General features: G+C 32.8%; 14 protein-coding genes. 9 read left to right on the top strand and 5 right to left on the bottom strand.

Annotated features, from left to right (window positions below; translation table 11 throughout):
* Positions 1–112 precede the first annotated feature (112 nt).
* From MPR_RS10435 to MPR_RS10410, 6 genes are all read left to right on the top strand, one after another.
* Positions 113–574 carry a hypothetical protein gene (locus tag MPR_RS10435; RefSeq protein ID WP_041892349.1) on the top strand — a complete coding sequence of 154 codons (462 nt, stop codon included), beginning with the start codon at positions 113–115 and terminating at the stop codon, positions 572–574.
* Between the two features lie 853 nt (positions 575–1,427).
* A complete protein-coding gene (locus MPR_RS18165) occupies positions 1,428–4,757 on the top strand; it encodes a phage tail-like protein (RefSeq protein WP_052472709.1) in 3,330 nt (1,109 codons plus the stop codon).
* Between the two features lie 26 nt (positions 4,758–4,783).
* The gene (locus tag MPR_RS10425; protein WP_041892347.1) at positions 4,784–7,270 is read left to right on the top strand and encodes a phage tail-like protein; all 2,487 of its coding nucleotides are present in this window, start codon (positions 4,784–4,786) and stop codon (positions 7,268–7,270) included.
* Positions 7,271–7,323: 53 nt separating this feature from the next.
* Positions 7,324–9,891, top strand: coding sequence for a phage tail-like protein (locus MPR_RS10420; protein WP_041895382.1), 2,568 nt, complete (start codon positions 7,324–7,326; stop codon positions 9,889–9,891).
* A gap of 958 nt (positions 9,892–10,849) precedes the next feature.
* Positions 10,850–11,779, top strand: a complete 930-nt coding sequence (locus MPR_RS10415; protein ID WP_041895380.1) for a PorP/SprF family type IX secretion system membrane protein — start codon at positions 10,850–10,852, stop codon at positions 11,777–11,779.
* Positions 11,780–11,809: 30 nt separating this feature from the next.
* Complete coding sequence (locus MPR_RS10410; protein WP_041892345.1) at positions 11,810–13,819, top strand: OmpA family protein; 2,010 nt, start codon at positions 11,810–11,812, stop codon at positions 13,817–13,819.
* 147 nt (positions 13,820–13,966) lie between these two features.
* Here the strand turns inward: MPR_RS10410 and MPR_RS10405 are convergent, their stop codons facing one another.
* Together MPR_RS10405 and MPR_RS10400 are read right to left on the bottom strand one after the other, a co-directional pair.
* Positions 13,967–14,296, bottom strand: a complete 330-nt coding sequence (locus MPR_RS10405) for a HipA N-terminal domain-containing protein (protein WP_041892343.1) — start codon at positions 14,294–14,296, stop codon at positions 13,967–13,969.
* A gap of 2 nt (positions 14,297–14,298) precedes the next feature.
* On the bottom strand, positions 14,299–14,499 hold the full coding sequence (locus MPR_RS10400; RefSeq protein WP_006259945.1) for a helix-turn-helix transcriptional regulator: 201 nt from the start codon (positions 14,497–14,499) through the stop codon (positions 14,299–14,301).
* A gap of 603 nt (positions 14,500–15,102) precedes the next feature.
* Here MPR_RS10400 and MPR_RS10395 point away from each other — a divergent pair.
* From MPR_RS10395 to MPR_RS10390, 3 genes are all read left to right on the top strand, one after another.
* Entirely contained in the window at positions 15,103–15,570 is a 468-nt protein-coding gene (locus tag MPR_RS10395) for a hypothetical protein (protein WP_041892338.1), read from the top strand.
* 155 nt (positions 15,571–15,725) lie between these two features.
* Positions 15,726–15,890: a hypothetical protein gene (locus tag MPR_RS18915; protein ID WP_235280430.1), complete on the top strand. Its 165-nt coding sequence runs from the start codon at positions 15,726–15,728 to the stop codon at positions 15,888–15,890.
* Positions 15,854–16,195 carry a hypothetical protein gene (locus MPR_RS10390; protein ID WP_235280429.1) on the top strand — a complete coding sequence of 114 codons (342 nt, stop codon included), beginning with the start codon at positions 15,854–15,856 and terminating at the stop codon, positions 16,193–16,195. The genes MPR_RS18915 and MPR_RS10390 overlap by 37 nt, the downstream gene beginning before the upstream one ends.
* Before the next feature lie 62 nt (positions 16,196–16,257).
* On the opposite strand, the gene MPR_RS10385 is transcribed toward MPR_RS10390, so the two are convergent.
* From MPR_RS10385 to MPR_RS10375, 3 genes are all read right to left on the bottom strand, one after another.
* Positions 16,258–16,845 carry a DUF3347 domain-containing protein gene (locus MPR_RS10385; RefSeq protein ID WP_041892336.1) on the bottom strand — a complete coding sequence of 196 codons (588 nt, stop codon included), beginning with the start codon at positions 16,843–16,845 and terminating at the stop codon, positions 16,258–16,260.
* 307 nt (positions 16,846–17,152) lie between these two features.
* Positions 17,153–18,727, bottom strand: a complete 1,575-nt coding sequence (locus tag MPR_RS10380; protein ID WP_041892334.1) for an efflux RND transporter periplasmic adaptor subunit — start codon at positions 18,725–18,727, stop codon at positions 17,153–17,155.
* 3 nt (positions 18,728–18,730) lie between these two features.
* Positions 18,731–20,209: a TolC family protein gene (locus MPR_RS10375; protein WP_041892331.1), complete on the bottom strand. Its 1,479-nt coding sequence runs from the start codon at positions 20,207–20,209 to the stop codon at positions 18,731–18,733.
* Between the last annotated feature and the right edge of the window lie 64 nt (positions 20,210–20,273).

Genomic DNA, 20,273 nt, shown 5'->3' with positions numbered 1-20,273 from the left:
TTTGTTGTGTACTTTGTAAAAATAGAGGATATAGTTTGAATATTGTCTTGCTATCAAGAGGTATTTTGCCTTACTAACAAAATAATAGTTTGAAAGTAAAACAGTAAGCAATATGAAAAAGAAAGTAATTTTAGGGGCTTTTATACTAATGGCCTCTTTGGGTAGTGCTCAGACTAAAGTCAGTAGTGCTAGTATCGGTATTAATTTGGGGGGATTAGTATCTCTAGTGTATGATGATGTGTCTGCGTTAGGCTTAAAAGATAATCAGTGGATAAAAATCAGAGAGTATCAAAGTGATTATGAAAGAAGATATAGTGACTGGGCTAGTGCTAAGCATTATAGAGAATATGAACTAGATCGCAAAAGAGAAGAATTATACAAAGAAATCAGAATACAGATAGGCGATATCTTAACAGTAGAACAACGTGAGAAATGGAATACAGGTGACTACCACTATAAACATTATCACCCTTATGATCGAAAAAGAGAACATCACTATAGAAAAAGTAATAAGTATAAAAACAAACACAATAAAAAATATAAGCACAAGCATAAATACGATGATTGTGACTAGAAATTAAGGAGTCTGCTCTATATAGGGCAGACTCTTTTTTTATGCGTTAAGTAAGGGAAATTAGATATGTAGATAACCACTAAATCTTACGTATGAGTAAACAAATAGCGTTATCTATATAAAAGAGTATCTCTAATTTATAGAAGAAGTATTAGGCCTACAATTCAATAAAAAAAGCAGTAGTTTATACCACTCAAGTATTAGACTTTTGCTTTTTAAAAACAAGGGGAATTAGAATTATACTAAAAGCTTGTTTAAACTAAATACTGAAGTATTAATAAGATATATTAGATTATTCTTAACAATCAATAAGTAGCATAGACTCAAGTGGAAATAGGTTTATTTTACTTTTTTTTCTCTTTTAGCACCAAGTTATTATGTTATTATTCTTAATATGAGAATGTATGATTATCAAAAAAAACATAATCCAAAACGGCTTTTTTTTTGTGTTAGAAAAAGTATATAATCATGCTAATACGACGAAAAAAAAGATCCTGAGTAGTTTTTGACTGTAAAAACAACAAAAAATCTATTGTCGAAAATGTAAAAATCCTACAAAGTGTAATAAATCACCTTGTGTGATTATAGGGGGTATAACAAAAAGAATATTAGTTTGTGTTTGACAATATGTGATTTTTGTTTTTTTAGAAGACTTACCAAACTGAGTTATTTAGAATTTTTATAAATAGAATTAATTTGTTAATTAATGGATGTTTTTAGGTTTTAATTTTTGCTTTAGTATTTTATTTTGTTTTTTATGTTAAATAATATACTTATTGTTGGTGATAGTGTATTATGTGTAACTTTACAAAAGTTCGTTATGAAGAAGTAATTCATAAAAAAAAGTAAAATTATGATTAAGAAAATTATTCCATTAACAGCACTTTTCTTCAGTGGTTATGTTACTGCTCAAGTTGGGGTTGGAACAAAAAAACCTGCAGATGCAACAATGTTAGATGTAACTGCTACAGATAAAGGGGTTTTATTACCTAGGGTAAATTTATTAAGTCAGACAGATAATACTACTGTAAAAGGAAAACTAATAGAGAGCTTGCTTGTATATAATATAGGGTCAAGTAATTTAAAAGCTGGTTTTTATTATTGGTTTGAAAATAAGTGGACTCCATTAATGTCAGGAGCTACTTTTACAGATACCACTAATAAATCTTTTACAATTAGTGAGGATCAAGAAAGATTAGTTATTACAGATACTGAAAATAATAAAGTTGAATTAGAGATTAAGGATATCGCTAAGAACAGCGTATTTGTTACTAATCTTACAGAAAACAGTGAGTTTGTAACAAAACTTGTAGAGAACAAAGAGTTTATAACAGAGATTACAAACAACCAGGAGTTTATAGAGAATATCATCAATAAATTAGAAGGAGATTTTGGAAATGTAGGTTATGACAAAGACAAGAATCAGTTCTTTTATTTAAAAGATGGGAAGGTAAACTATATCGATTGGTCAGATCTAGATACTGTAAACGTTAAGTTTTCTTTTGACGATGCAAAAGCAAATTTAGTAATTACTGATTCAAAAGGTGGAGTAGTTTCTATCTCAACTGATGAGTTAGGAGAGACAATAGCTAAGAACAGCGTATTTGTTACTAACCTTACAGAAAACAGTGAGTTTATAACAAAACTTGGAGATAACATTGAGTTTATAGAGAATATCATCAATAAACTAGAAGGAGATTTTGGAAATGTAGGTTATGACAAAGACAAGAATCAGTTCTTTTATTTAAAAGATGGGAAGGTAAACTATATCGATTGGTCAGATCTAGATACTGTAAACGTTAAGTTTTCTTTTGATGATGCAAAAGCAAATTTAGTAATCACAGATTCAAAAGGTGGAGTGGTTTCTATTTCAACTGATGAGCTAGGCGAGACCATTGCTAAGAACAGCGTATTTGTTACTAACCTTACCGAAAACAGTGAGTTTGTAACAAAACTTGTAGAGAACAAGGAGTTTATAACAAAACTTGGAGATAACATCGAGTTTGTAGAGAACATCACAAACAATCAGGAGTTTATAGAGAACATCATCAATAAACTAGAAGGAGATTTTGGTAATGTAGGTTATGACAAAGACAAGAATCAATTCTTTTATTTAAAAGATGGGAAGGTAAACTATATCGACTGGTCAGATCTAGATACTGTAAACGTTAAGTTTTCTTTTGATGATGCGAAAACGAATTTAGTAATTACCGATTCAAAAGGTGGTGTAGTTTCTATTTCAACTGATGAGTTAGGAGAGACAATAGCTAAGAACAGCGTATTTGTTACTAACCTTACAGAGAACAGTGAGTTTATAACAAAACTTGTAGAAAACAAAGAGTTTATAACAGAGATTACAAACAACCAGGAGTTTATAGAGAATATCATCAATAAATTAGAAGGTGAGTACGGAAACGTAGTTTATGATGAAACTACTAAAGAGTTTACTTATATAAAACGAGATGGTAGTGCTGGGGTTATTGACTGGTCAGTAGCGGTTAAATCTGTAGAAACAGAAACAACTCTTATAGCAGAGAAGGACGCTAGTGATAAGTTAACAGGAAAGTATACCTATACTAACGAGAAAAACGTAGTTACTCAGATAGATGTAGTACAATCAGTTATTGATAATAGCAAAACTATCTTTGAGGATAATTCGGTTATAAAAGAAATCATCAACCAAATCGAGAAGGAGGCAGCTCCAGGTACGGTAACAGTTGTTGAGAAAGATGGTGATTTTATCTTTACTTGGAAAGATACCTCTGGCACAGAACATAAAAAAGGCCTTGTTGAGCTTATTAAAGAAAACTCTACAGTGGCTAGTTTAGTGTTAAAGGATACTGGAAACGCTAATGATGTTAAAGCTGGGTTTGTTTTTAATAGCGGAGCTAATAATACAGCTGATGTTGTTTTTGCAGAAACTTTAACTGAATTAGAAAAAGGTTATAAAACACATAATGTAAATGGAGAAGATATTGATCTAAAAGAGTATTACTTTATTGATGAGACAAGAAATAGAGATGATGTTATTATTAAAGTATCTGAAACAATCATAGATGAGTTTGATAAGCTTGTTAAGTTTGATAAGGTGAAAAATACGTTAAATGAGTTCATTTCTAATGTCTCAGGTGATGTCTCAGTGGTTAAGGTTGGAGATGATATTGTTATTAAGGATAATAAATCTAAAGTAGAGGTAAACTTAACTAACCAGATTAAAGACAAGGAGACTAAAACTACCCTAGAGGCCGTGAAGTATGATATGTATGTATACATGGTAGAGGTTAATGGAGAGTATCTAGAGGAGCATACTGATGTTAAACGAGAAGGACAAACAGCCTTAAGAGAATACCAAGCCACTAAATATGTTTATACAAATGAGTTAGGGATAGAAAAAGAGATAAAAGGTAGCGAACTTTTTGGAGCAACAGGAAGCGGATCAGGTAGTTTAGAAACTCTTACTTCTTTGTCTTTTGATGCGAAGTATGGAGAAGATTTAAATGCAGGACAAGCCGGACGACCAGCTCTTATTTATAAAGATGAAGAAAAGAATATTTCTCCAATTTTCATAGATCAAATGTTCCAATCATCAGAAACATTAACTTCTTTAGAGGCTAAAGCCGATACAAGAGAATTGATTTATATTGATGAGCAGAAAAATAAACACTTTATATCATATGATGTTTTAGTTCAAGAGCCTTGGTATACAGGTCAGGATCAACAAGCAACTAAAAATGATCAAGATATCTATACTATGGGATGGGTAGGAATTGGTTATAAGGAAAAATCAGGTGCTCCAAATGAGAAGCTACGTGTTAATGGTAGTATTACTGCTACTAATAGTTACTATGCGGATTATGTATTTGAAAGCTACTTTGATGGATATTCTAGTTTAAAATATGATTATAAGTTTAATGACCTAAACACGGTTGATAGTTATATTAAATCTAATAGACACTTACCTGGTATTACACCAATTAGTGATTTAGAAAAAACTGAGACAGGATACTCATTTAATGTTTCTGAGTTATCAATTCAATTGCTTGAAAAAACAGAAGAGTTATTCCTACACGTAATTGATCAACAAAAAGAACTAAATGCAAAAGATAGTGAGATTAAGGACCTTAAAAAGGATGTTAATGATCTAACTAAGCGTTTAGAGGCTTTAGAGGCATTACTTAAATAATTGAATATTAATCAAATATTATATTGATGAATAGTATAAAAATAAATAAAGTATCTATTAATTCATTTATCTTATTGATTGTAGCTATGTTTTTTAGCATAGCTACATCATTTGCTCAAAATGATTTATATACAACAAAGATAAAAGATGGTAGTGTGGCCAATAGCAGTGCTGCCGCTAGTGAGAATACGGTGCTAGAACTTGAGAGTGTTAGTAAAGGTTTTTTATTACCACGTTTAACCACCTCGCAGCGTAATGCAATTTCAATTGCAGATAAAGAAAGAGGAAACGGACTTACAATCTATAATGTTGATACAGATTGTGTTAACTATTGGAGTAAAACAGGAAATAGATGGTTGAGCCTATGTGGATCATTACCTCCTGCAATTATGGATATATCTAATTGTAATGCTATAAAATTAAGCGCTTCTGGAAGTGATATGTTAACTCAAGGTAAATACTTAAGAGAAACAGATGTATTATATATAACTGTTAAGGTAGAAGAGCCTGGATCTTTTAATATCAGCGCGGTAAGTAACAATGGTTATTCTTTTTCTAAATCAGGAACCTTTGATACAACAGGTGTGTATACTATTGCTTTAGATGGTCTAGGAACTCCTTTACAGGCTAATGAACAAAGTGGAGATTTAATATCATTTAGTTTTAATGGTAAACCAGCTCCAACAGATTGTATGTTTAGTATTAAAGTGAAGTCTTCAGCCCTTAGTTTTACACTAGAGCCTCAAGATGTACAAGCTAATTGGGATGCTTATATAGGTGTGCCGTTAAATGCAAATGATAATAGAATAGATCTTACAGTTAATGTAACTGCTTTAGGTTTTTGGAGAATTACAAGTAATAGTGAAAATGGAATGTCCTTTAATGGAACAGGAGAGTTTACCAGTACAGGAAGCCAAACAATCTCTGTTGTAGGACAAGGAATTCCGGTTAAATCAACACCAATAGGTAATCCAAGTATATTTAATTTTACTACAAATTCAAGTTCTAATAACGCACCTACAAATGTTAAGGCTAGAGTTAATGTAAAACCAGTATCTTATAATTATCTATGTGATGACCCAAATAATAAAGTAGAGTTTAGAGGTGAGTACAAACAAGATGTTAAGCTTGGAAGAAATAATGCTATTTTATTGCCTGTTACAGTTTTAGCTCCAGGAACTACCACTATTGAGCTTATTGGAACAATGCAAGCAAGTAGTGGAAATACACAGGTTAAATACACGGCTAAAGATGTATATCTTAGTTTTAATAAATCTCGCAACGATATTCAATACGTAACTTTATACCCAGAAGAAGTATTAGTACCTAGAGGTGTTAGCGCAATAACTTTTGATTCAGCCTTAAATAGTAATATTTGTACTACTTTTCCTGAGATAAAGGTAGAAGAACAAATAGTTCGTTATAGTCTGGAGTGTAGTAGTATTGTTGTTAATGGAAATTATTTAGTAGATACAGATATTAGCAAAAATAGTATTTCAGTAAAAATAAGTGTTGATTATCCAGGGGATTATTCCATTGTAACAAATCAATTAAATGATGTGAGCTTCTCGGCAAGTGGGACTTTTGATAAGCCAGGACAATACATAGTTGAGTTAAAGCCTTCAGGTAATTATAAACAATCAGGGCGTTTAACCTATATGATTACAACAAATAGTCAATCTGGAAGCACGGTATGTTCAACTACTGTTAATGTAGTAAATAGAGATATAGTTATATTAACCTTAGGAAACGTAAACTATGGAGCTAGTCCATCAGCAAACACTTATGCAGGAAGTGCTATTTTAAAGAGTATTAGAAACTTCGGACCAAACGGTATTGTTAAGGTAAATAATATAAGAGTGTTAACCACAGGTCTTCAAGGAGAATCTCTACGTAGTTATATTATCAATAATAAAGTAGATATTATCCATAATGTGATAGGATATAATGCTAATCAAGCTACTTTAAATGTTTTTGATTGGTTTGTGAAAACCGAAAAAGGAGTACTGATTATCAGTGATGAAAACACTGCTCATACCTCTAGTAAACAGTTTATAGAATCTCTAACAGGACAGAGCATTGGTAATGCAAGTGGTAGATTTACAATGATTAATCCTGTTTTAGACTCAGCTCAAGATGAAGCTATTGTAAAAGGACCTTTTGGTAGTTTAAAAGACAAGTACATTGGTAATGATGCGTCTAATGGATGGTATTTTGATGGAGTTAGATCAAATACTGAGCTTACCCCACTTATTGTTAGAAATGATGGATCAGGTGATATATGGGGATTAAAACATAAAACTTTAGGTTTTGCTTTCTTCGGAGATGGAGGATGGGTAGTTGGTACTATGACAAACACTAGTACAAATGTTTGGCCATCTAGATACACAGCAGATGGAACACCTATTGGAAAGCCTTACGATAAAGGCTCAACAGTGTATAACAGTGTTCTTTATGCAAATCTAATGGCATGGGCGATAGAATATGTAAAAGAAAATAAATCAGTGAAGTAATTAAGAATTAGGCTAGGGCATTTGTGCTCTAGTTTATTTTTAAAAAAATGCTTATGAGAAAAAATAGAAAATTTAAAGATATAATCCTGTTTTTTTGTTTAGTTATTTTAAGTGTATTTACATCTATAAATGTACAGGGACAAGGAAAAGGAGCTCAGATTTCAGATAGTTCTGTTTTGCAGAATACTCTAAATCCATTATCATTTAGTATACTGGATTTAAGTTCTGTAGAACGTGGTTTTCTTCTGCCTCGTATGACAATGGAACAGCGTCAGGCTATACCTGTGAAGAATTTACAACCAGGGCTGATGATTTATAATACAACAAGAGATTGTATGGAGTTTTTTAGCGCAACAAGAAAACAGTGGCTAGGACTTTGTGGAGATGGAGAACCAGCCGAGTTTGTAATTACAGATGCAAGTTGTGGTAAGATTCGAATTGAAGGAAACTATAACGAAGGAGTGTTTTTACAATCACGTGCTAACTTGATTGCTATGGAAGTAAATGTTTCTACCCCTGGAACTTATCAAATAGAGGCAGAGGCATATAATGGAACAGAAAAAAATGGTTATGCTTTTTCCTCAAGCGGTATTTTTCCTTCACAAGGAACATACAATGTTTTTTTAAGAGCAACAGGAACTCCTAAAAAAGGTTATCCAAGAGATAATACAGGTAAGCCTACAAGTGTAGGAGATATAATTAAGTTTAAATTCAACGGTAAAGATATAGATTGTCAAACAAATATTTTTGTAGAGAAAGAATCTTTACAATATCAGATAGATAGAGTTGTACCATCTGGGGAGTTTTACACTGGTGTGAGTTTAAAAGACAAGCGTAGTGGTTTTTTAGATGTATATATTAATCAAATCACAATGGGAGGAATCGTAGAGATTCATACTCCAGAGATTAATGGTATTCGTTTTATAGGAAAACGTGCTTTAACAAGTGCAGAGGTAGCTTCTAAACAGGCTATAATTAGGCTCTATGGTGAAGGAATCCCTTTGCTGCCTCGTACAACACCTATGGACTTTATTAGTAATTCTTATGTTAGGTTAGAACTAGGGGAGTCGCCTAAGGTAAAAGCGGCAAATGTAGATATAGAAAGATTAAACTTTGATGTGCTTTGTGATAATACAGGTCAATACACAATTAGTCATCAGGGAGATTTTGAGTATAATGAGCCTTTGACAAATGATCATAAATTGAATGTACCAGTTAAGGTATTAGCCCCTGGAAGAGGTAAACTTGTAGCTACAGTAGATGTTACAGGTAGCGACTTTGGACAACAGACCCAAAAGATTGAGTTTAGTTCAGAGGTGGTTGATTTTGAGTTTAATTCTCTAAGGGATGATGTACAAAATGTAGTGCTAACTCCTGTTAATGGAACTGGTAAGCCAACTGTATCTAATAAAGATATAACCTTTAAATTTAAGATGCTATCAAAAGGAGCTCATGAGTATGATACTACTTACCCAATAGAGAATAATGATAGAGATATTGTGGGATGTGAGTATAATGTGCCTGTAACAGGAGCTCCAGTACAGTATGAAATACTATGGAATAATATTCAAATAGGAGGTAAACTCAGACCTTACTCAGTGGCAACTAATGCTAATTATATAGATGTACCAGTGAAGGTTATCTTCCCAGGTGAAGCTGTTATAGAATCTGATGTTCAAGTAAATGGAGTAAGTTATAAAGGGTCAAAAGTATTGACAGATAATGATATTAATACAAATGGAGGAGTAAAAACTATTCGATTACAAGCCACTGGTAGACCAGAGAAAGCTGATCAATCTGTATTTACTTTAAAAGGAAACAGTATTGGTAATAATCCTCAAATAGGACCTGTTACAGTACCTATTTTGTATAGACCAATGGTTTTATTATCCTCTGGAAATAGTTCAGGATATCGTGTAGATGCAGGAACAAAAGGTGGATTGTTAAACAATAAGGATTATTTTGGTCCTAATGGACTTGTTAAAATAGAAAGCTTAATTGTTGTTTCAGGAAGTCATACATCAGCTTCAGCTTTTTCAACTGCTTTAACAAATAATAAAGTAGATATAGTTATAGGAACGCTAAACTTTGGATTTGATAATACTAAAAATAATGTTCTTTATGATTTTTTAGTTAATCAAAAAGGAGCAGCAATGATTAATAATGAAGCAAATGAATCTTATGCTGCGGCATTTATAAATTTATTAGCAGGAGGAGGAAGTGCAACTATTTCAGGACAAAGTACATTCCATACTTTAGTAAGTATTAATGATCCGCTTCTTGTGGGGCCATTTGGAGACTTAAGAGGCTTAACCCTTGGGGAGGATGTAGTAGGTAGAACAGTTAATAATTTACCGTCTTCTTATATTGCCTACGATGCAGATCCAAACAAACGTTGGGTTATAAGACACAATAAGTATAATTTTGTTTATACAGGAGATAGTGGGTTTATGCAACTAGGTAATGTTTATGGAGTTAGTGGTAATTCTACTAAAGCAACTGTAACAACAGGTAGAGGATCTGCAGGAAATGGTAGTCTTCCAACTTATAATAGTCACTTTACAATGAACTTCTTGGCCTATGCAATTGATCAAATTCAAAGAGATAGACCAAATGAGTAAAAAAATAAAAGAGAGCTGAAAATAGCGCTTTTTAGATAAATGAGGTAAAATAGGAATAAAAGTGTTCTTATTTTACCTCTTTTTTTTGGGTTTATAAAATTTAAATAAGAATCAGTAAAGCAAAATTAATGAGTCTTAGGTTAGTTAAAACTTTATTTTTATTGACTAATTAGGGGGGATAGTATTTAATAAATTAAATGAAGAAAAATCGTGTATATACTTGTGATATATCTACTATGTTTTAAGCTAAGAAATCAAATAATTCTCCCTTTGATTCTAAGGGTAATTATTTTAAGTATAAAGCTAATTATCACCAGAGAAAGTAAAATAAATACAAAGGAAAGTACCATAAGAAGTATCACAAATACAATCGGGATTATTTTGGCTAAATAAGGACATAGTGTAGGATTACCTGGATTAGAGGTGATCTTTTTTTGTTAAAAGATTCCAAGTTTTAAGGCTTTTTTTTACCTATAAAATCTTATGTAAAAAGTTGTAATACGACGAAAAACCTCTTGTATTGACAAGAAGCTTAGAATATTTATTAAAAACTGGATAAGAATACTTTAAAAAGTTGTACATAAGGTGAATTTATGCAAATTGTGATATTCGTTTTTTTAAGCAGGTGATTTTTATATGGATATTGTCTTGTGTGATTAAGTGTTTTGGTATAGGTGATTTTTGGTGATTAATTGAAAAAACCTGCAACTAGGGATTGTTTTAAGATTGTTATAATTTTTTTTTAGTTTTTCTTTTTTTTCGATATTTAATAGGGTTTTATTCAATAATGATTAGTTAATTGTTTGTTTTACAGGCTTTTTGTTATTTTGTTTTAAGAAATAGTATTGGTAATTAATGAGAATAATAGCAATCCATTTTGTTTTTTAACATTTAAAAATATGGATTGGGTATGTTCTTTGTTAAAGCCTATTTACTAGTAATAAATAACAAAAAGGTTATGAAAATAAAGGTAGATATTAAAAAGATAGGAGTGAGTTTACTGACTTTAGGATGTTTTACAACTATGCAAGCTCAACAAGACCCTCAATTTACACAATATATGTATAATACCTCAAACATCAACCCTGGGTACTCAGGTACTCGTGGAGTGCTTAATGTTTTTGGTATGTATAGAGCACAATGGGTAGGGCTTGATGGATCTCCTCAAACAGCAAATATATCCATAGATACTCCACTTGGGAAAAATGGACTCTCAGGAGGTATTAACTATACCAATGATAGAATTGGAGCTATGTCAGAGAATAACTTTTCTGTAAACCTAGCCTATGCGGTAGATTTAAATGACCAGTACAAATTATCATTTGGTTTAAAAGCAACAGCAAATCTTTTAAATTTTGATAAAGACAAGCTTGATATATATGATCCAAGTGATGTTTCTTTTGTTGATGTTAATAATAAATTTAGTCCAAACATAGGAGCAGGATTATATCTATATTCAGAGAAGTCTTATCTGGGTATGTCTGTGCCTAATTTTATGACTACAGATAGAACAGAGAACGAGGGGCAAAAATTAATGCGTCAAAAAATGAACTTTTATCTTATGGGAGGATATGTTTTTGAACTTAATCCAAGTTTAAAATTCAAACCTGCTTTTTTGGCTAAGTCTGTTTCTGGCGCTCCTATGCAGGTTGATTTAACAGCAAACTTCTTGATTATTGATAAATTCACACTAGGGGCATCTTATCGTTGGGATGCTTCTGTAAGCGCTCTGGCTGGATTCCAAATAAATGAAGGATTGTTTATAGGGTATTCTTATGATGCTGATACCACTAAATTAGCTAGATACAATTCTGGATCACATGAGGTGTTTCTAAGATTTGATATTTTCAATAAATACAATAGAGTAACCACAGCTCGTTTCTTCTAAAAAAGCTATAAATATAATATAAGAAAAAGAATGAAAAAGATTTACAAAACAGGGTTTATAATGTGTTTAAGCTTGTTTTCCTTGACCAGTTTTGCCCAAAACAGCTATGTTAAAAAGGCAAATAAGCAAATACAGAAAATGGCTTATGCCGAGGCAATTACTACTTATGAAAAAGCAATAGCAAAAGGTAAACAAGCAGATGATATACTTTTTAATTTAGTCAAGGCTTATTATGAGAATGGTATGTACTTGCAGGCAAATCACTGGTATGAAAAATTGTTTGAAAACGTAAGTCAGGCTAGTGATATAAAAGATATAGAGGCTTACTATAGATACATTCAAACAATTAGAACAACAGGGGATTATTTTTTAGCAAACTCAAAGATGGAGCTATTTGCCGAGAAAGCTCCTGGAGATTCTAGAGTAAAAAAGTATTTGAGTAATCCTAACTACTTAGAACAGGTTAATACCAATAGAGATGGGTATAGGGTAAAGCAACTAAATAGCGTAAACACCCCAGGATCTGAGTATGGCTCTGCATTATATAAAGGAGAGATTGTTTATGCATCATCGGCTAAAAAAGGTAAACAAAAAGGTATTCACTCTTGGACCAATGATCCTTATACTAAGCTTTATTCTGCTTCGGTAAGAATTGATGGGTATATTGGCAAGGCGAAACCTTTTGTTAGAAAACTAGAAGGGAATTATAATGAGGCTAATGCTATTTTCTCAGCCGATAGTAGAACCATGTATTTCTCTAGTAATAATCGAGCAGATAAAAACGTGAGATACTCAGATAAAGCTTTACTAGTTAATCTATATAGAGCCTATAGCTTTGGACCAGGAAAATGGGGAGATGTAGAGAAATTAAGTATTAATGTAGAACATGCCAATACAGCTTCTCCTGCATTATCACCTGATCAAGATTGGATTTATTTCTCATCAGATAGACCCGGAGGATACGGTCAGTCAGATTTATATAGAGCTAAAGTATTTAGAGATGGATCTATTGGAACTCCAGAGAATTTAGGAGATAAAATAAATACAGAAGCTAGAGAGAGTTTTCCTTTTGTGAGTTCTGATAATGTATTATACTTCGCCTCGGATGGTCATCCTGGGTTAGGAGGACTTGATCTTTATGGAGTACAGATTTATCAAGATGGAAGTTTTGGAGAGGTAGTTAATTTAGGTAACTCAATTAATAGCCCTTATGATGATTTTGCTATGTACTTAGATCCTGAGGCTAAGTTTGGATTTATTACCTCTAACAGACCCAATGGAAGTGGTAAAGACGATTTGTATTATGTAAGAATGAAATTAGGTACTGAGCTTAATATCTCTCAAGATATCACAGGAAAGATCATTGATCAAAAAACTAAGCAACCAATTCTAGATGCTTTTGTGTTTTTATATGACAGTAAACATAGAATGATAGAGCAAATAGAGGTTGATAAGCGTGGTGAATATGTTTTTAAAGACGTAAAAGTAAACAGAGATTATTATGTATCGGTAAAAGCAACTGGTTATGTATCAGAAGAAAAATCAGTAGAGGATGTTACATTAACAGATGTGAAGGTTGTGAATTTTCAGCTTTTAAAAGATACAGCTCTTGATATTGATCACTATAACAATTCTGGTGAAGCACAATCCTATAAGGAGATACAAAAAGGAGAAGATCTAGGTAAACGTTTAGCACTTGCACCAATTTATTTTGATCATGATAGTGCTGTAATTAGAACTGATGCTCAGTTTGAGCTTGCTAAAGTGGTTGTGATGATGAAAAATAATCCAACTATGAAAATACAGGTTCGTTCACATACAGATAGTAAAGGGTCCGATGCTTATAATATGGGATTATCAGAACGTCGAGCTCAAACAACAGTTGATTGGTTAATCTATCAAGGTATTAATCCTTCTAGGTTAAGTGCTAAAGGTTATGGTGAGACTAATATTATTAATCATTGTCAGAATAATGTTCCTTGTTTAGAAAAACAACATCAACAAAACAGACGTAGCGAGTTTATTATCATGGAGTTATAATATGTAGTTATTATAAAATAATATGTAGTAGAGCTACCTTCTTTTTAAAAGAAGGTAGCTCTTTTTTTATAGGAGATTTTTCTTTGTCTTTTGAAGTGTTTTTTATAGAGAAGAAGTTGAAAATAGATAGAGATTTTGGATGTACAATTATTCATGATTTTCCGCCTCCATCGGATAAACTGAGACAGCTCCAATAGTGTCTCTACATAAGTTGATTAATAATTCAGATCGGTCATGTGGATTAAGCTTCCAATGTTTTTCTCCGATGTCTAGTAACCAACCTTCAGGAATTAACCCATCGAAAAAAGGAAAAAGTACATTACTATGATAATTTTCTTCAGATAAGGGTAAACTAATTGGCTTAGGATTAGTTGTTTTTAGATAATCCTTTTCATAGTAAAACGAGTAACCATTATCTGTTTCAAGAAGATAACCAGCTAATTGATCTTGAAAATATATTTTCGCTTGTCTTACCATTATTATCTAGTTTTATCAATTACACCTACTTCTTTACCAAATAGAGCTAGTACATCGTTTACTTTGTCTAAACGAAGTGTTTTTTTACCTTGTTCTAAATCACGTACAAAACGCAGTCCTACACCAGCATTTAATGCTAAATCCTCTTGTGTTAGCTTTAATTCTTTTCGTTTTTGCTTTACAAATAATTGTATTGAATCCATATCTATACCTTTTCAGGTATAAGGTATACATAAAAATATTATATAATACCTCTTCGGGTATAGTTTGTACTTAATTTATTTTTTTATACCCAATAGGTGTTATTTTATGAGTTAAATAGAAAGTGTTTTTAGTTGGAAAGTTCTTAAAGAATAAGCTTCTATTTATATGTTTTTTCCTCTGATAAGTTTAAGTCAAAGATTCTATTTTTTCATTCTTGATTAGAAAGAGGTCAAAATAGTATTGGTACAAACAACGCACTACTTCTATAAGTGCTTCTGCTGGTCTATGGAAAAAAAGTCCTTTCTCTGTTGACATACTATTTCAAACAGAGATACGCAACCTAAAAACAGAAGAATAAAAAACGATTAACCTTTATGAATTAACAAGTTATAACTATTTGCCAGAAGTAAAGTTTAATTATGTATTGTCTAGAAAATGGCAAGCTCAATTACAGCTCTCTGCTTAATTGACTACTTTAAAAGAAAAAGAAAATAGATATAGTTATAATAGGGTAAACGATGATTTTTCTGGTGTTTATGATTATGTTAAAAAAGGAGAGATAAAAACCCTATGTACTAGATGAGAATCAATATAGAATTGAGGTGAGTATTACTTATAGACATAGTCAGTTTTGGTTATACAGTTTAGGGGTGAGTTACCAAAAAGACAGCTATGATGAGTATTATAAGCAGACACTTTTTAAATCTCAACTTGATAAAAAAACTCCAAAGGCTGAAGCTAAGGTACTTTATCAAAAACAAAAATATCAAGTAGGAGTAGGAGTGAGTTTTGAAGCTCAGAAATCACAAAAAGCTTTTACACAAGAAGACACTACTTTTCAAAGTTTGTATCAAGAGATTTACCTTCCTGCTTTTAGATATCGAACGATGGATAAAAATTATTTGACACTAGAGCTAGATTATATTTACAGTCTAAAAGAGAGACAGCAGATAGGAGCTAGATTTACTTTAGGTAAACTATGGGCAGATAAAAGTGAGTTAATACTAAATGACCAGGCTTATAAAGTTAAAGCTCATCAAGTTTATATGAGTTTATATTTTCAGTTTTAGTGCGTATAACAATAATTAGATTTTTATAAGTATCTCGCTATCAGTCACTTTTTCTATAGATATGTAAAACTGTAAGGACGAGTCTTTTATAGGATATACCTTTGTCGTTCCTAAGGAAACAAAGGAAGTAGTATTAATAATAAAAAAAATATGAAATGAAAAGAATTGTTCTATTACTAATGATGGCATCTATGGCACTAGCTTGCTCTTCTGATAATAATGAGGTAAATGAGAGTGAAATAGTTGATGGAATTTCTACCTCAACTAAGATTCAAACACCAAAATGGCTTCAAGGAAATTGGAGGATAAGTGGAGGATAAGTGGGGGGACTTCACCATTTGTTCCTGGTTTTAGTATTTCTTTAAATGAGTTATGTTTCATTTCTCTAACAACAGAATGTTTTCAAGAGATGATTAATCAGGCTTATCAAGTGAATCCTGATGTAGTCAAAGTAGAACAAGAATATAGAGAAGGATTACAACAAGGGTATAGAGAAGGGTATTATCGTCTAGCTATTTACCTTAATAATACTACAATAGAATTTATATTTACTGAAAAAAGTAATAGTGAGGTTAGATATACAATGGGAAATGTAAAAGGTACCTTATTTAAAGTTTATGAATAATATTCCAATAAAAACAGAAAGGCTGTCCAATCGGACAGCCTTTCTATTTTTTAGTTATAAAACTATTTAGTTTCAAATGTGATTTTGTTTTGATTAGCACCACACTTAAGCATTGAAGAACCGTATAATGGGTTAGATAGGTCTTCTACATCACTTAGCCATTGACCACCTTCACCGTTGTTGTACATTGGGCAGTATTGTTCAAATACTACTCTGTCTGTTCCTACCGTATTGATTAGTTTTACTAAGTCTTCTGTTAGGTCTTCGAATTCTTCTCTTTGTACTTTGATGTCTGCTACGTCAATCTTAGTAGCTGTTTCTACTAATTCTTTCACTAGTTCTTTTGCTGTAGCATCTTCTGTTACTACTGCATTAAGATTAGTTACTAATGTTTTACTAGCCGTAGCAGCTTCTGCTTGATTGTCTTCTTGAAGTGCTTTTTTAACTAAGAAATAAGCATCAAGAGTAGATTGTAATACAGCAGATTCTTTTACTGTTGTTACTTTTTCAGCAGCGCTAGCTGTAGTGTGATCATCGTGATCATGTCCTGCGTGCTCTTCTGTTGTTGGAGCTGTTGTTTCTTGTTTTTTGTCATTACATGCAGTAAGTGTGAAAGCTAATACTGCAAAACTTAAAATTACTTTTTTCATTTGATTGTTATTTGTATTATTGTTTTTTGTCAAGGTGTGAAATCGTGAAACCGCTTATTTGTATTTTTGTTACTTGTTACTTGTTACGTGTTTTCAATTCTCTGTTCCCATTTTCGTTTTCGATAAGGTAAAGTTAGAAAAAAGAAGGTAGAGTTTTGTTTAAAGTTAACAGTTTACGGTTTACAGTATTGCCCTACGGGCATAATGTACTTAGATGATGTAATTAACTATACTCTGAAACAGTTTCACGAAAAAACAACATCACAAATTCACGGTCTCACAAATTCACGGTCTCACAAAAAAGAAACTACCTTTCGAATTGACAACAGCTGTGTAAGGCTTTATAATCTGCATCTGTAGCTTTGTCTAGTTCTGTATCGTGTCCTACCTTGGCTACAGCCTTAGATATAGCTGCTTTAGAGGTTAGTTTTTTATCAAAGTTAAGGTGTAGTACCTTTTCCTTTACATCCCAAGAAGCAGTAGATACCCCTTTTACTTTCTTCGCAGCGGTTTCTATTCTCTCTTTACATAAATCACAGTTTCCTTTTACTTTAAGCATAGCATGTTCTAGATTAGCACTTGCCGTAGTTCCGTGATTAGCATGTCCTTTAGCAGCAGGAGCATTATCGTTGTTCATCATACTGCGTTTCCCCTCTAACTGCGCGCTAGCATCAACTGTAAATACTCCATTAGTTACGATTTCTTCTCCATTTTCTAATCCTGACATCACTACATAATTCTCTCCAAGTGAAGGTCCTAATACGATTTCTCTTAGCTTAAAGGCAGGAGTAGCTGTATTGGGTTGTTTTACATAGATTACAGAGCGTTTACCTGTCCATAGTACAGAAGATTTAGGAATGACCATTTCTTTATTGTACTGTTTAAGAGGAGCTGATATTTTTGCACTCGCGTACATCTCAGGTTTAAGGTTATTATTTCTATTGTCTGTTTCTACTCTTACTTTTGCTGTTCTAGAAGTAGCGTCTATAATAGGATTGATAAAAGCAATCTTTCCTTTAAATACTTCTCCTGGTAAACTCTGCAATGTATATTTTAATACATCTCCTTCTTTGATAAATGGAAGGTCATTCTCATAGGCATCAAATACAGCCCACAGTTTAGATAAATTAGAAATATTATAAAGCACAGTTCCTTGACTGATATAATCACCTTGGTTAACATTTTTTGCCACGACAATACCACTTGTATTCGCATGTATAGATACATAAGGAGAAACATTCCCTGTGCTCAAGACTTTGCTTATTTGAGCTTCTGACATCTTCCAAATGCGCAATTTCTCTTTAGCAGCGTCTAATAATAATGGCTGTAAGTCTTTTAACTTAGCTGCTTCTAATAACTCTTGTTGAGCGGTTAGTAGATCAGGAGAATAGATAGTAGCGATTAGTTGTCCTTGTCTTACAGCTTCTCCTGTAAAGTTAACATACAACTTCTCAATACGACCATTGACATGTGAAGTTTGAGATTGTTGTAATCGCTCATCTACTTGTATGGTTCCATAGAGTTGAATGTCTTTTACTGCATCTTGATGTCCTACCACAGTAGTTTGTATATTAGCTAGTGCTACTGCTTCTTTAGACATCTGGATTGCCTCATCATCTATTGCGTTATCACCACCATCAGAAGATTTAAGCGGAATTAAGTCCATAGCACATAAAGGACATTTCCCTGGTTTATCCATTTTGATTTGTGGGTGCATAGAACAAGTCCATACTGTATTTCCCTCTTCTGTAGTAGCTGGTTCTCCATTGTGCTGATGTGATCCTGCTCCACCAAAGACCATCCATCCTAATAATAAACCTACAAGTAATATTGCACTATAACGCACAATATTGTTTTTGAATATATTTCTTATTTTGTCCATTGCCTAAATATTTTGTGTGTTGTCACGTATTGCTAATAATTTCTTGATAGAAGCTACCATGGTATTGTAGTTAGCAATTGCTTCTGCTTTTTTTAATTGGTAATCTAATAATTGACGTTGTACTTGTATTACATTGGTTAAATCACTTTTACCTGTTACAAATTCTTTGATAATAAGGTTGTAAGTCGTCTCAGCTAATGTAGTCTGCTTCTCATACAAGGTGACAATTCGTTCAGCATCATCTAATTGACTTTTGTATCCATAATACTCACTTTTTAAAGTATTATAAGTGTCTTCGAACTTCTGATCACTAGACTTCCACCATAGTTTACCTTCTTCTTGTTGGGCTTTATACTTTTTGCGGAAGATAGGAAGACTCACAGTGACCATTGGCATAATCATATCCTTTCCATTCATATCTCCCATAGCCAGCATTTTATCATTAGTCTTTCCGATAACCATATACTGCAGTCCAAGTCCTATCATAGGGTAGCTCATTTTCTTGTCCATTTCTGCTTTCGCTTTATAGGCAAGACCTTCTTCTGTGATCATTGAAAGCATAGGGTTATTAGCCTCTATGGCTAGAAGAGCATCTTGCTCTCCATATATAAAAGGTATTTTCTCTATTTCACCTAAGACTACTTCATGGTTTGCCTCTCTGTTTAAAAGAGCATTGAATTTTGCTTTCTCTGCTTTTAATTGAGAGTGTAAGCTTTCAATATTATTCTCTATCTCTATAAGCTCTAATCCAATACGCAATACATCAGACATTCCTGAAGCGCTACTGCCGCCCAATTCGCTCATACCTCCGCCAGATCCCATGGAAGAAGACATCGCTGGTGTGCTACTAGCAGTAGTTCCACCACCCATATTCATTGATCCCATACCTGCTGATGCAGAAGCAGATGTAGTAGAGGCAGTCTTACTACTTACTTTAGGAGTAGCGGTAACCTTAGCACTATTAGATGGTGCTGAGAACTTTCTAAGAGCTAATTGTTCTAATTGTTGTAAGAGTTTTCTGTTCTCTTCATTATTTCTTAACTGCTCGTTTAGCTTCTGCATGGCATACCATTGGGTATGTACTTGTAAAGTAATATTATCAACCACTTCTTTGTACTGCTCGTTTTGCATATTAGCCATATGACCAGCTTCTATGCGGGCAGTCTTACGCGTACCAAACCAAGGAAGCATCTGCATGATACTTACATTGCCAATAGAGCGCCCACCTACAATATCCATAGGCTTTGTGTAGAAGTCCATAGATAGTTCAGGATCCTGAAAAGCACCTGCTTGTGGAATCTTTTGTAAAAAAGCTTCATGAGCAAATTTCTGTGCTTTGATCCCTGGGTTATTCTCTATGGCTACATTGAGATAGCTTGATAGAGAGTCTTTAGGTTGCTGCTGCGCTACAGCCGTAGCAGTGAAGCTAGTCACTGCTAAGAAGGCCGAAGCTAAATATATATACGTTTTATTTTTGTTCATTGTTTTATTAGTTTACGGTTCACAGTTTATGTCGTCACGGATTGGAAATCCACACCATCATACT

The sequence above is a fragment of the Myroides profundi genome (genome assembly GCF_000833025.1).
Taxonomy (GTDB): domain Bacteria; phylum Bacteroidota; class Bacteroidia; order Flavobacteriales; family Flavobacteriaceae; genus Flavobacterium; species Flavobacterium profundi_A.
The sequence above is the reverse complement of the archived record's forward strand: the minus strand, read 5'-3'. Positions and strand labels throughout refer to the sequence as shown.